Below are 13,515 nucleotides of genomic sequence, written 5' to 3'. Positions count from 1 at the left end.
GAAAACGTTCACAATCCTAGCATAGTTTCCTCCCCCATGACAAATTTGAGTACCCGAGCCGAGAAATTGGCAGCTTTTGATAGATTGTTGACAATAATGGATGAACTCAGGGAGCAATGTCCTTGGGACAAAAAACAAACGACAGAAAGTCTCAGACATTTGACTATTGAGGAAACTTTTGAGCTTTCGGACGCAATTCTCGAAGGTGATGCAGAAGAAATCAAAAAGGAATTAGGCGATATACTTCTCCATATTGTGTTTTACGCACGAATCGGATCAGAAGAAGGCAACTTTGATATGAAAACGATGATCGATTCGCTCTGCGAAAAATTAATCCGTCGTCATCCACATATCTATAGCGATACGGTCGCTGAGGACGAAGAAGCGGTGAAGCAAAATTGGGAAAAAATAAAACTCACCGAGAAAGGAAATAAATCTGTGCTCGGTGGTGTTCCAAAGTCACTACCTGCCTTGATCAAAGCAATGCGGATTCAGGAAAAAGCTCGTGGAGTTGGTTTTGATTGGGAAGAAAAAACCCAAGTCTGGGAGAAAGTAGAAGAGGAAATGCAGGAATTCAAAGAAGAATTCAACGTAGCGGATGAAAAGGAAATCGATCCCGAAAAAGCCAGTGGGGAATTTGGGGATTTAATGTTTTCCCTAATTAATTATGCGCGCTTTATAGATATTAATCCTGAGGAAGCTTTGGAACGAACTAATAAGAAATTTATAAAGCGATTTCAGTATTTGGAGGAAGCAGCGAGGACCTCTGGAAAAAACCTGAGCGATATGACCTTGGCTGAAATGGATGTGTATTGGAATGAAGCGAAATCAAAGTAAAATTTATAAGTGGTAAGAAGTAAAAAGTGAAAAGTAAAATCAGGACGTGAAAGCAAGATAAATAAAAATCGAATGAACAAAATCATCTTTACAAAAGAAGCTCCAGCACCAATTGGGCCATATTCTCAGGCTGTTTTGGCAGGAAATACGCTTTATGTTTCGGGTCAAATTGCACTGGATGCTGAGACCGGCGAATTGATAAATGAGAATATCACCGAGGAAACTCATGCGGTCATGAAAAACCTGGAGGCCGTTCTTAGAGCAGCTGATTTCACGTTCAGCGATATCGTCAAATGCAGTATTTTCATCAAAAGCATGGATGAATTTGCTACGATTAATGAGGCGTATGGTCAGTACTTCAAATCGAACCCTCCCGCTAGAGAAACAGTAGAAGTAAGTAAGCTTCCTAAAAATGTAAATGTAGAAATCTCCTGCATCGCCGTTAAATAATCAATTTTGAACCTTTTGCCCTACGATAGCGAAACCTTAGTTAGCGCTCTTTCCAAAGAAGAAGTGCTAAGTCACTTGAATCGTGTGACAAGAGAGGTTAATTTCTTAGATCAAAGGACACAAGTCAGAGGAGATATAGTCTTCAATGGTTTAGTTGGGCAGAAAGGATTCAGGATTTCGAAAGTGGTAGACAAAGCGGATACATTCCTCCCTTTGATATTGGGGGAAATTGAAGCAACTCATCGAGGATGTATCTTATTCATCAATTACCGCTTATTCCCCGGAGCACTTTTTTTCATAGCATTTTGGTCTATCATTTTGCTCGCTTTTACAGCTTTCTATTCATTTCTGATCCCTAATTACGGCTATGCCACTATTTGTTTTGTATTAGGCCTAGCCAATTATGTAGTAGCCATGTATTTCTTCAATAGGCAGGTGAAAGCTTCACGTAAAGTTTTTCACCAGTTGATCAATTTCCAAATGAAGGATTAAGGCTTCGTTTTTTAGGGAAAAATGGCTTTTGGGCGTAATTTAGCGCCGTAAAAAAGATTCAATAAAACATATCATATGAGCATCCGCATAGAAAAAGACACCATGGGACCTGTAGAGGTGCCTGCTGACAAATACTGGGGCGCACAGACCCAAAGATCTATTAACAATTTCAAAATAGGTGGCGAGAAAAACCGCATGCCGGTTGAAATCACGCACGCATTCGCGATTTTGAAAAAAGCCGCAGCACAGACCAATGCTGAACTGGGTGTTTTGGATCAGGATAAAGCTGATATCATTGGTAAAGTATGTGATGAGATCTTGGCAGGTCAGCATGACGATCAGTTTCCTCTGGTTATCTGGCAAACTGGTTCTGGTACTCAATCTAATATGAATTCTAATGAGGTAATTGCTTACCGTGCGCATGTACTTCTTGGTGGTTCTTTGGAAGATGCCAAAAAGAAAATCCACCCAAATGACGATGTGAATAAGTCTCAGTCATCAAATGACACATATCCTACGGCTATGCACATAGCAGCATACAAAATGGTGATGGAGACTACTATTCCAGGTGTGGAAAAACTCAGAGATACTTTGGCTGAGAAAGTGGAAGCTTTTAAGGACGTGGTGAAAATCGGCCGTACTCACTTTATGGATGCGACTCCGCTTACTCTGGGTCAAGAGTTTAGTGGATATGTAGCTCAGCTTAATCATGGCTTAAAGGCTTTGAAAAACACCTTGTCGCATCTTTCAGAATTAGCGCTAGGTGGTACTGCTGTAGGAACTGGTCTGAATACTCCAAAAGGATATTCTGAGCTTGTTGCAAAGAAGATTGCTGAGCTTTCTGGACAGCCATTTATCACTGCTGAGAATAAATTTGAAGCACTAGCTGCTCACGATGCGATGGTAGAAACTCACGGAGCGTTGAAGCAATTGGCTGTTTCCTTGATGAAAATCGCCAATGATGTGAGAATGCTTTCCTCAGGCCCAAGGTCTGGAATCGGTGAGATTTTGATTCCTGAAAATGAGCCAGGATCTTCCATCATGCCAGGTAAAGTCAATCCAACTCAAGTGGAAGCACTGACTATGGTCGCTGCTCAGGTGATGGGAAATGACGTAGCTATTTCAATCGGTGGATCAAATGGTCATTTTGAATTGAACGTATTCAAGCCTTTGATAGCTGCTAACTTTCTTACTTCAGCTCGCTTGATCGGTGATGCATGTGTGTCATTCAATGACCATTGTGCAGTAGGAATTGAGCCAAACACGGCGATGATCCAGAGACATTTGGAGAATTCATTGATGCTGGTGACAGCTTTGAATCCACATATCGGTTATGAAAATGCTGCTGCAATTGCCAAGAAAGCACATAAAGAAGGTACTAGCCTAAGAGAAGCGGCAATCGCACTTGGCTTGCTTACTTCTGAGCAATTCACTGAGTGGGTAAAACCTGAAGAAATGACTGGAGGCTTGAAGTAATAGTTAACTTCGATTTAAAATAAAAAATGGTTCCGTCAGAGATGACGGAACCATTTTTTATGAAGCACCAAAATTCGATTCTTAGTCATTTGGCGTCAGAGGATTTGACTTTCGTATCAATCCATCGGGCAATTCCCCTTCTGTACTCGCTACAATCGTACAGACCGTAGCGTCACCAGTGACGTTCACCACTGTTCGGAACATATCCAAGATTCTATCTGGAGCAATAATCAATGCGATACCTGCAGCAGGAACACCGATTGACTCCAATACGATAATCAACATAATCAGCCCAGCGCCTGGAACTCCGGCTGAACCGATGGAAGCTAATGTTGCCGTTAGCACAATCATCAACTGCTGGGTTAAACTCAATTCCATTCCCAATGCTTGCGCGATGAATACTGCTGCAACACCTTGGTAGAGGCTAGTCCCATCCATATTGACAGTTGCTCCTAATGGTAGCACGAAGCTAGATATCTCTTCAGAAACACCCAATTCTTCTTCTACCTGCTTCATCGTCACTGGAAGAGTTGCAGAGCTTGAGCTCGTAGAGAAAGCCAGTAATTGAGCTGGTCTGATTGCTTTGAAAAAGTCTTTGTATTTCACCTTGGTGAAAGCCATCAAAATCAATGGATAAACGACCAATATCATAGTGAATAGACCGCCTAAAACGACCAAACTATATTTCAATAAGGCCATCAATAGCTGAACAGCGGAATCGGGATTGTCTCCAGCAATCTCCACAATCAAGGAAGCCATCAATGCGAATACTCCATAAGGAGCGATCATCATGATGTAATTCACTATTTGAATAATGACTTCATTCATCCCGTCGAAAAACGCAATCACAGGGTCAGCCTTACTTTTTTGTACTTGTAGTAGAGCAATTCCTACTAAAATAGCGAAGAATACTACCTGCAGCATCGCCGCATTATTAGTAGTCGCTTGGAAAACGTTATCTGGAACAATATCGACCAAAGGCTGCAAAGGGCTTTGCTTCTGCAATTCAGCTGCCTGTCCTACTCGCGATCCTGCGTCACCTTCGTATAAACTCATCAAACTCTCCCTTGTTTCTGGAGGCAAGCTTTTGCCTGGTTGGAAGACATTGACAAGGATCAATCCTATTGTCACAGCTATTACAGTTGTAATCAAATAGGTTCCTATTGTTTTTCCTCCGATGCGACTCAATTTGGAGACATCTCCAAGATTAGATACCCCAACAATCAACGATGCCAAGACTAAAGGCACAGCGATCATTTTCAGAGAATTTATAAATATCGTCCCAATCGGCTTGATGTAATCAATCGTAAAGGAATTCGGTATGGCCGTTTTGATGACCACTAAGCCAAAAATCAACCCCAGAACAAGTCCGATGATAATTTGGGTATGTAAGGGTATCTTTTTAAACATCATATTTGGGTTAGAAGTCTTGCAGTTTATTGCTTTTTGACAACAAAATATAATCAGCTATGACCAAAGCGGCCATTGCTTCCACAATCGGTACAGCTCTTGGTACTACGCAAGGATCATGACGTCCTTTTCCTGAAACTACCACAGCTTCACCAGCTTCATTCACTGACTCTTGATCGGTCATGATGGTCGCGACAGGTTTAAAAGCCACATTGAAATAAATATCTTCTCCGTTGGATATGCCACCTTGGATCCCGCCAGAATGATTGGTCAACGTACGCACTTTATCTCCGTCCTGAACAAAGGTGTCATTATGGGAAGATCCACGCATTTTTACTCCTTCGAAGCCACTTCCATATTCAAATCCTTTGACAGCGTTGATGCTAAGCATGGCTTTACCAAGCTCCGCATGCAATCTATCGAATACTGGTTCACCGATACCTACTGGTGTGTTTTTGATCACGCAACTAACTACGCCGCCGATTGTATCCCGATCTTTACGAACCGAATCGATTAATTCGATCATCTCCTCAGCCATTGCTGGGTCAGGACATCTCACAATGTTCTCTTCAGCCTGGCTCAGATCTAAGTCAGCATGATATTTCTCCAATTTCAAATCACCAACCTGGGAAACGTATGCCTGGATGCTAATTCCTTTTGTTTCCAAAAGCTGTTTGGCAATAGCTCCAGCTACAACACGAGCGGCTGTTTCTCTTGCAGAGCTTCTTCCTCCTCCACGATAATCTCTTAACCCATACTTTTCGAAGTAGGTGAAATCTGCATGGGAAGGGCGAAATTTGTCTGAAATGTGAGAGTAATCTTTACTCTTTTGATCAGAATTATTGATCACAATTCCGATAGGAGTACCTGTGGTCACTCCTTCAAAAACTCCGGATTTGATCTCAAATTCATCTTCCTCCTTACGCTGCGTGGTAATTTTGGACTGACCTGGCTTCCTTCGCTGCATCTCTGCGATTAGTTTAGCCTCGTCTATTTTCAGTCCTGCTGGGCATCCTTCGATGATTACCCCTAAAGCTAGCCCATGTGATTCACCAAAAGTGGTGATCTTGAATAGCTTCCCAAATGAATTGCCCATTATCTCTTTCTTATTATCAATACAGCCAGTAATGCCACTGCTAGGAGCAACAACACGTTGATTGAGACTGTAAAATAGTATTTATATTTCTCGTTTAAAAACCTGTTGTCTTCGGTGGAAATTCGATCATAAAGCCCGCCTAATCGCTGGCTGGAAATCGCCTGATTGACTTTACTTTCTCCTACCACAGTAATTTTGGCCTGAGGTCGCAGCGTATCATAGACTGCGCGCTCTGGGTCAAAATAAACCCATTCAAAATTCTTCCCAAGATCTACTTCTCCTGCCTCGTTGATCGTAATGTAATAATTGAATTCCTTAATTCCGGAGACTCTACCATAGCCTCTGTTAATCTGCTGACGCACATTTGGATCATAGGTGTTCAAATTGGCGATAGGAAGTCTTTTGGGAGCCGAAACCGCGTTGATATTTCCCACTCCACTGATGCCGAAGTTATAATCAAAACCTTGACCTGTTTCTACTTCAATGTTTTTAATATTTTCTCTTATTTGAAACTGTCCTACACTGACTTCATTTTTCAATGGATGTGGAGGTAGTGGTTTAACTTTTATCGTTTTTGAATTAGAGTAGAAGGTTTTAAAATCCTCTTGTCTATTTGCCCCGAAGAAAGTTGGGTTTTTAGCGATTTTATACTTGATCATCTCCCAAGGAATCCTAGGGATTACTAATTCTCCCTCAGAAAAAGGGAAAAATGTAGCTTCATATACTTTGAATTTTGTCCACCTTTTGCCGTTTATCGTGACTTGTTCAGGATCAATATTGCTAATGTTGAAATTTTCTTCCCAAGCATTTGTAGGCTTTATTTTCTTCAGAATATCATCTAACTGTCTGCCAGGCTCGTAAAAGTTGAATTGAGCTTGATTGGACTCAGACATGTAAAATGCCAAGCTGATATTAATCCCCTCTCCCTGATAAACCTCTTCTTTATCCACTGAAATAGAGAAAAAAGCATCATCATCCATTTCTACATATTCTGGATCTTCGACAGCGGAACGTCCAAAGAAATCTGCAAAGGGATCTGATAGATTATTGTTTCCACTGTTTGCACTTGCAGCATCTCCTACAGTGATTTTTTTTCCAACGGAGGAATAAGCTTGTCCATTAATATTAAGCTCAAAAGAAGGCAAAGTAAATTCCCCTTTTCGGCTAGGCTTGTAGTATTGAATAATACTATTGGAACTACTCATCTGCCCATTAATGAGGTTCATCGACGAGGATTGAGATATTCCTTGTTTTTGAAAACTGGGGATCTCTGGAAACTGATCGTAGGATTTGATTTTCTCGTTGCTGAGCGTTACTTTGATAGTGAAAGTTTCATTCAGGCCGATCTCAGCAGGTCCAAGCTCAATTTGGACATCCTGAGCTATAGCCCATCCTGAAATTAGGAAGAGGCCACATACGAAAATGAATTGGGCAAGCGTTTTAATCATGGTTGCGAAAATAGGAAATATTCTACTCTTTGATTTCTAAAATAACGCAACATCTATAGAAATGCCTCCGTATTGAAACTTAAAATCAGTTAAAACCTTAAACTCTTTAGACTATGATCGATTATGTGAAGACAATCTTACAAAAGGTCAGCTTTTCCAAGTATTTGTTTGAACGTGAGCTGAGAAAAGGACTAAGGTTAATTTCACCCACAGAGATTCAAGACTTTAAAGACTGGTGCTATCAAATGTTTGGTAAGGTCCATCATGTAATTCTCAATAGATATTTTGAACCAGCTTTTTAGCAAAAAAGAAGCCCCGACCAGTTTTTTGGAGCGGGGCTTTTTCAAATATGGTAGTTGGTTTTCTGTAATTAATCTTTTGTCGCAAAATCAGGATATGCACGCATTCTATGCTCATTGATATCCAGACCTTCCGTTTCTTCAGCTTCATCGACTCGTATTCCAACCGTCTTTTTCATGACAAAGAAGAGCATTCCTGCAAAAATAACACAGAATACACCTACTGCTGCCACTCCAATCAACTGAGAGAAAAACTGACTCACACTAGCCAGATCCCCAAAGATCCCAACAGCCAAGGTGCCCCAGATACCACCAACAAGGTGAACTGAAATCGCTCCTACGGGATCATCCACTTTGATTTTGTCAAAGAATACGACTGCAAGGACGATTAAGCCACCGCCTATCAGGCCAATAATGATCGAAGAATTGACCCCCATCTGATCGGCTCCGGCAGTGATACCGACTAAACCTGCCAAAATACCATTTAATACCATGGTGATATCATAAGTCTTAAACATCGCATAAGACACGATCAAAGCACCGATAGCCCCAGCTGCAGCTGCCATAGATGTCGTTACGAATACTTTTGAAACCAATCCGGGATCTGCGCTCAGTACTGATCCGCCATTGAAACCAAACCAACCGAACCACAATAAGAACACACCAAGGGTAGCCAAGGGGATGCTGTGACCAGGAATTGCGGTCATACCTCGGGAGGTGTATTTCCCAATTCTAGGGCCTAAAAGTGCAGCGCCAATCAAAGCGCCCCAACCGCCAACAGAGTGTACAATCGTGGATCCTGCGAAGTCGTAAAACGGTGTTTCAAGTGTATGTAAGAATCCTCCGCCCCATTTCCACATTCCTACGATAGGATAGCATATGCCTACATATAGAATAGAGAAAAAGATAAATGGTCCAAGTTTCACTCGTTCAGCTACTGCTCCAGATACAATTGTAGCTGCTGTCGCAGCAAACATTGCTTGGAAGATGAAATCTGTAAAAAAGGTATACCCTTCATTGTAATTGCTGGTATCCCAACCTTCTGGTAGAGTAAGTCCAAAGCCAGCAAATCCGAAGATGGAACCTGCATATTCTGCACCAGGGTACATTAAGTTGAAGCCAACAAAGGCATAAGTCAAAAGCCCAATCGCAGGGATGATTGTGTTTTTGAACAAGATGTTAATCGTGTTTTTTGAGCGAGTAAGTCCAGCTTCCAAGCTGGCAAAGCCCAAGTGCATGAGGAAAACCATGGAGGTGGCGATCATCATCCATAAATTATTGACAGTAAATAAGTCTTGCATTTGGTAAAATAGGTTCGGTGAATAAGTGTTTAAGATTAAAGTGCCTGCTCTCCGGTATCGCTATTTCTGATACGGTAGGCGTCCAGCACTTCATAGATGAAAATTTTTCCGTCACCTACTTGGCCAGTATTCCCTTCAGTTAGAATGCAGTTAACCACCGATTCTACCAATTCATCAACTGTAACGATCTCAATCTTAGTTCTTGGAATGTAAGCTGGTTCGTAAGGGACACCGCGGTACATTTCAAGCCTGGCATGCTCCAAACCCATTCCTTTCACTTCGTAGAATGTGAGAAACTTTACCCCAAGTCCAGATACACATTTGTGAATCTGGTCAAAGCGAGAAGTCCTGATTATTGCTTCTATTTTTTTCATTTTTTCAATGGGTCTAATGGTTTTTTGAGATTATGGCATAAAACTAAACAGAAAATTAAATTAATTCCTATTCTGGTTAAAAATTTATCCTTTATGATAAAATAACACATTTGAAATCGTAAAATAGATATTTATAAAACCATTAGTAGATATTTTTTGTGTTTGTAATTTGAAAAATGGTTTAAAAATAAACTAATGACTTTTTTAGAAACATAGGTATTGTCTTGTCCTGCTGACATAAAAACTTAATTTTGCCATCGTTTTATAAACCTACTATGAACCAGAAACCTACCTTACTAGTACTTGCAGCAGGAATGGGAAGCCGATATGGCGGAAATAAGCAGATCGATGGATTTGGCCCAAGCGGAGAAACTATTCTTGAGTATTCTATTTTTGACGCCATCAGAGCAGGATTTGGCAAAGTTGTTCTTATCGTACGCCAAGAAATTCTCGAAGAAGCAAAAGACTTATTCCTTCCAAAGCTCGAAGGCAAGATTGAAGTTGACTGGGTTATCCAGTCACTTGATAGCTTTGTACCTGCTGAATTGAAGCAGGCAGAGCGTAAGAAGCCTTTCGGTACCGCTCATGCTGTTCTTTGCGCAAAGGATGCTATCAACGAACCATTCGCTGTGATCAATGCAGATGATTTTTATGGTAAAGAGGCTTTTGATGCAATCGGAAAATTCTTGACTACAGAAGTGAAGTCTGACCTTCATGCGATGGTTGGCTATGCGATCCAGAATGTACTTTCTGAGAATGGTACCGTTAGCCGTGGAGTCTGCGAAACCAATGAGAAAGGTCATCTAATTGGAATGGTAGAAAGAACTTCTATTGCACGAGAAGGTGAAAAAATTGTAAGTAAAGGAGAAGATGAAGTGTTGGTAATCACTGAAAACACACCAGTAAGCATGAACTTCTGGGGTTTTCATCAGGATGTATTTGCTGATATTGAGAAGATGTGGAATGAGTTTCTTCCTGCTAATCTTGAAAATCTAAAATCAGAATTCTACATCCCAACGGTAGCCAACAATCTCATCAAAGCTGATGAAGCTGCATTTGATATCTTGGAAGGTGGTAAAACATGGTTTGGTGTCACCTATACAGAAGACAAGCCTGTGGTGATCGATTCACTAAAAAAACTACATGACGCTGGAGAATATCCAGCTGATCTATGGAAATAAGATAAAGGAGCTTCGGCTCCTTTTTTTATGTGTCAGCACTAGTAAATCCTTCTTTTATAGAAAAGAAAGACACTTCAGAATCTAATTCCGAAAGTATCTTCTTGGACCTTTCCGGTCTTGCATCGGTCAAAAATATTTGCCCAAACGTATGCTGAGAGATTAACTTCATTAGTTGGGCAATCCGCAGATCATCAAGTTTATCAAAGATATCGTCCAGCAATAGAATTGGCTTTTCGCCTTTTTCTATCTCGAAAATCTGAAATTGAGCCAATTTAAGCGCTATGATATAGGACTTCTGCTGTCCTTGACTACCAATTTTCCGTATAGGATGCTCTCCTATCATAAAACCGAAATCGTCTTTGTGAATTCCTGCATTACTGTTTTTGGTAATGAGATCTTTTTTCCGAAGGCTTTTGAAATACCCTTCAAAGTCCTCCCGCAATGCTTCCGTTTCATAGATCACGCTGACTAGTTCTTGCCCCTGAGAGATCTCAGAGTAATGACTTTGTAATAAAGGTGCCATTTCTGCCAAAAGCTCATTTCGCCTAGCTGAAAGGATAATGCTAAGGTCAATCAACTCCGAATCGTACTTATCCAAAAGTGTCAGATCACGTCTGCCTATCTCGGCAAACTTTTTAAGCAAAGCATTTCGCTGCTTTAAGAAGTGATGATATCGAATCAATTGATCTAAGTAAGCATGATCAAGCTGTGAGATCAATCCATCAAAAAACTTCCTTCGGCCTTCTGACCCACCTTTGATCAGTTCGGTGTCATCAGGAGCTATCAATACTAAAGGAATTAGCCCTACATGCTCAGAAACTTTGGAGAGCGCCTTGCCATTTTGGTAGATCTGCTTCTTTTTTCCAAATTCTACAGTGCATCTTACTTCCAACGGCTTTGCTTCGGCTAGTTCAAACTGACCTTTAATCGCAAAGAAATCCTTCTCGTGCTGCACGTTCAGACTGTCGCTGGACTGCACTGCACTTTTGGTCAAGGATAAATAATGAATTCCATCCAGGACGTTTGTTTTTCCACTTCCATTCAATCCCACAAAGCAGTTAATCTCGCTGGAAAATTGAAGTCGAGTCTTCTCATGATTTTTGAATTGTAAGAGTTCGAGAGACTTCAAGTGCATGAGTTTGGGTAATTATTTCGGCGGTAGCCTGTTATTTAGGGTGGGTTGATTATATTTGAGACCTAAAATTAGCATATTTTCATCATTACGATATGGCAAAGAGAACTGTAGCAACTAAGTCTAAAGTAAAATATTCGAAGGAAACTTACACTTTCTGGTACGAGAGCATGCTCTTAATGAGGAGGTTCGAGGAGAAAGCGGGGCAACTTTATGGTCAGCAAAAAATCAGAGGATTCTGTCATTTATACATCGGTCAGGAGGCTTGTGCTTCTGGGGCTATTTCTGCTTTGACCAAAGACGACAAGTGGATTACCGCTTATCGTTGTCATGCTCACCCACTTGGGTTGGGTACTGATCCAGGAGCGATAATGGCTGAACTTTTCGGTAAAGCGACTGGAACTACCAAAGGCAAGGGTGGTTCTATGCATATTTTCGATAAAGAGAAAAATTTCATGGGAGGTCACGGAATCGTAGGAGCACAAATTCCTATGGGTCTTGGAATGGGCTTCGCAGAAAAATATAAAGGCACCAAAAACCTAGCAATTTGCTACATGGGTGATGGTGCGGTACGTCAGGGAGCTTTTCACGAAGCATTAAACTTGGCTATGCTTTACAAAACTCCAGTGATTTTCGTTATCGAAAACAATGGCTACGCAATGGGTACTGCGGTAAAGAGATCATCTAACGTGGAAGACCTTTCTACTTTGGGTGAATCTTACGACATGCCATCATTTGCAGTGGACGGAATGAATGTAGAAGCTGTACACGAGGCAGTAGCAGAAGCGGCGGATAGAGCAAGAAGAGGAGATGGGCCAACTTTGCTTGAAATGAGAACTTACCGTTACAAAGGACACTCCATGTCTGATCCTCAGAAATACAGAACCAAAGAGGAAGTAGAGGAATACAAGCAACGTGATCCTATGGAGCAAGTACTTGCTACCATCAAAGAAAATAATATCCTTAGCGAAGAAGAGATTGAGGAAATTGTGAAAGGCGTGAAACAAAAGGTAACAGACGCAGTGAAATTCGCTGAAGAATCACCTTGGCCTGACGGACAGGATGCTTTCAAGGATGTTTACATCCAAGAAGACTATCCTTTTGTAATGGAATAAATCTTAAAAAACATAACGTCTTAAAAGCCATGAAGACAGAAAGCTTTCATGGCTTTTTTATTGGGCTTTGTAGAAAGTATAAAAACCGTATATTTGCGGCTGAAAATTGAGTAGCATGGCAACGAAACAAAGTAAAAGAGTACACCCTGATCATCACAATGATATTTTGGAAGATCCTTCTGAAATAGCAACAAGACTTGGTAGAGGTGAAGCTTTTTTGAAGCAGAATAGTAAGGTACTAGCTGGCGTAATTATCGCAGTAGTGGTTTTGATCGGAGGAATCTTGTTTTTCCAAATCAATACCCAGAACCAAAATGAGAAAGCACAGAAGGAAATGTTCCAGGCTGTATATTTCTTCGAGCAAGATAGTGTTCAACTAGCTTTGGAAGGTGACGGCATTAATGCTGGGTTCCTGGATATTGCAGATGACTATCCACGTACAGATGCTGCTAACTTGGCGCATTTCTATATTGGTTCTATCTATCTCTCTGAGAGAAAATACGAAGAAGCATTGACAGAATTGGAGCAATTCTCAGCGGACGATTTCTTGGTACAAGCAAAAGCTTACTCTCTTATTGGAGATGCTAATATGGAGCTTGGCAATACTGATAAAGCTATCTCTAGCTACAAAAAAGCAGCTGAATACGATGAAAATAAGTATTTCACTCCTAAGTACTTGACCAAACTTGCTATTGCATACGAATCAGCGGGTAAAATCTCTGAAGCTATCGCAGCCTATGGTGAGATCGAGGACAAGTATTTTGAGTCTTTCGAATTTTCTGCAGCACGAAAACATAAAGCTCGCTTAGAAGGTCTTGCCTCTAAGTAATGCTTTTTTGAATAGCATACTAAGAAGAGTAAGGCCCTGTGGTCTTACTCTTTTTTTGTTTATAACACTTTCATA

General features: G+C 40.9%; 13 protein-coding genes. 7 read left to right on the top strand and 6 right to left on the bottom strand.

The annotated features are described in order from the left end of the window. The first annotated feature begins 36 nt into the window (after positions 1 to 36). The 4 genes from mazG to fumC all read left to right on the top strand — a co-directional run bounded on the left by mazG (position 37) and on the right by fumC (position 3,255). Complete coding sequence (gene mazG, locus BM291_RS15905) at positions 37 to 837, top strand: nucleoside triphosphate pyrophosphohydrolase (RefSeq protein WP_092899208.1); 801 nt, start codon at positions 37 to 39, stop codon at positions 835 to 837. A 72-nt stretch (positions 838 to 909) separates the two neighbouring features. Then, positions 910 to 1,287, top strand: a complete 378-nt coding sequence (locus BM291_RS15900) for a RidA family protein (protein WP_092899206.1) — start codon at positions 910 to 912, stop codon at positions 1,285 to 1,287. Between the two features lie 15 nt (positions 1,288 to 1,302). Then, positions 1,303 to 1,779 (top strand): hypothetical protein, encoded by a 477-nt coding sequence (locus tag BM291_RS15895; protein ID WP_092899204.1) that lies wholly within the window; start codon positions 1,303 to 1,305, stop codon positions 1,777 to 1,779. A 75-nt stretch (positions 1,780 to 1,854) separates the two neighbouring features. Next, positions 1,855 to 3,255: a class II fumarate hydratase gene (gene fumC / locus BM291_RS15890; RefSeq protein WP_092899202.1), complete on the top strand. Its 1,401-nt coding sequence runs from the start codon at positions 1,855 to 1,857 to the stop codon at positions 3,253 to 3,255. An 81-nt stretch (positions 3,256 to 3,336) separates the two neighbouring features. Here fumC and BM291_RS15885 read toward each other — a convergent pair whose 3' ends face one another. The 5 genes from BM291_RS15885 to BM291_RS15860 all read right to left on the bottom strand — a co-directional run bounded on the left by BM291_RS15885 (position 3,337) and on the right by BM291_RS15860 (position 9,183). Further along, positions 3,337 to 4,665, bottom strand: a complete 1,329-nt coding sequence (locus tag BM291_RS15885) for a dicarboxylate/amino acid:cation symporter (protein WP_092899200.1) — start codon at positions 4,663 to 4,665, stop codon at positions 3,337 to 3,339. 10 nt (positions 4,666 to 4,675) lie between these two features. Beyond that, positions 4,676 to 5,761: a chorismate synthase gene (gene aroC / locus BM291_RS15880; protein WP_092899198.1), complete on the bottom strand. Its 1,086-nt coding sequence runs from the start codon at positions 5,759 to 5,761 to the stop codon at positions 4,676 to 4,678. Then, entirely contained in the window at positions 5,761 to 7,209 is a 1,449-nt protein-coding gene (locus tag BM291_RS15875; protein WP_092899196.1) for a BatD family protein, read from the bottom strand. The genes aroC and BM291_RS15875 overlap by 1 nt, the downstream gene beginning before the upstream one ends. Positions 7,210 to 7,579: 370 nt before the next feature. Further along, complete coding sequence (locus tag BM291_RS15865; RefSeq protein WP_092899192.1) at positions 7,580 to 8,809, bottom strand: ammonium transporter; 1,230 nt, start codon at positions 8,807 to 8,809, stop codon at positions 7,580 to 7,582. A 35-nt stretch (positions 8,810 to 8,844) separates the two neighbouring features. After that, on the bottom strand, positions 8,845 to 9,183 hold the full coding sequence (locus BM291_RS15860; RefSeq protein ID WP_092899190.1) for a P-II family nitrogen regulator: 339 nt from the start codon (positions 9,181 to 9,183) through the stop codon (positions 8,845 to 8,847). Positions 9,184 to 9,458: 275 nt separating this feature from the next. Here BM291_RS15860 and BM291_RS15855 point away from each other — a divergent pair, with 275 nt between their 5' ends. Beyond that, on the top strand, positions 9,459 to 10,364 hold the full coding sequence (locus BM291_RS15855; RefSeq protein WP_092899188.1) for a nucleotidyltransferase family protein: 906 nt from the start codon (positions 9,459 to 9,461) through the stop codon (positions 10,362 to 10,364). Positions 10,365 to 10,389: 25 nt separating this feature from the next. Here BM291_RS15855 and recF read toward each other — a convergent pair whose 3' ends face one another. Then, positions 10,390 to 11,499, bottom strand: a complete 1,110-nt coding sequence (gene recF, locus BM291_RS15850; RefSeq protein ID WP_092899186.1) for a DNA replication/repair protein RecF — start codon at positions 11,497 to 11,499, stop codon at positions 10,390 to 10,392. 92 nt (positions 11,500 to 11,591) lie between these two features. Here recF and pdhA point away from each other — a divergent pair, with 92 nt between their 5' ends. After that, positions 11,592 to 12,611 carry a pyruvate dehydrogenase (acetyl-transferring) E1 component subunit alpha gene (gene pdhA, locus BM291_RS15845; protein ID WP_092899184.1) on the top strand — a complete coding sequence of 340 codons (1,020 nt, stop codon included), beginning with the start codon at positions 11,592 to 11,594 and terminating at the stop codon, positions 12,609 to 12,611. A gap of 115 nt (positions 12,612 to 12,726) precedes the next feature. Then, a complete protein-coding gene (locus BM291_RS15840) occupies positions 12,727 to 13,440 on the top strand; it encodes a tetratricopeptide repeat protein (protein ID WP_092899182.1) in 714 nt (237 codons plus the stop codon). Positions 13,441 to 13,515: the final 75 nt, after the last annotated feature.

The sequence above is a fragment of the Algoriphagus aquimarinus genome (assembly GCF_900112005.1).
In the GTDB taxonomy this organism is placed as follows: domain Bacteria; phylum Bacteroidota; class Bacteroidia; order Cytophagales; family Cyclobacteriaceae; genus Algoriphagus; species Algoriphagus aquimarinus.
Note: the sequence above shows the minus strand (reverse complement) of the source record. Positions and strands in the feature narration are given on the sequence as shown.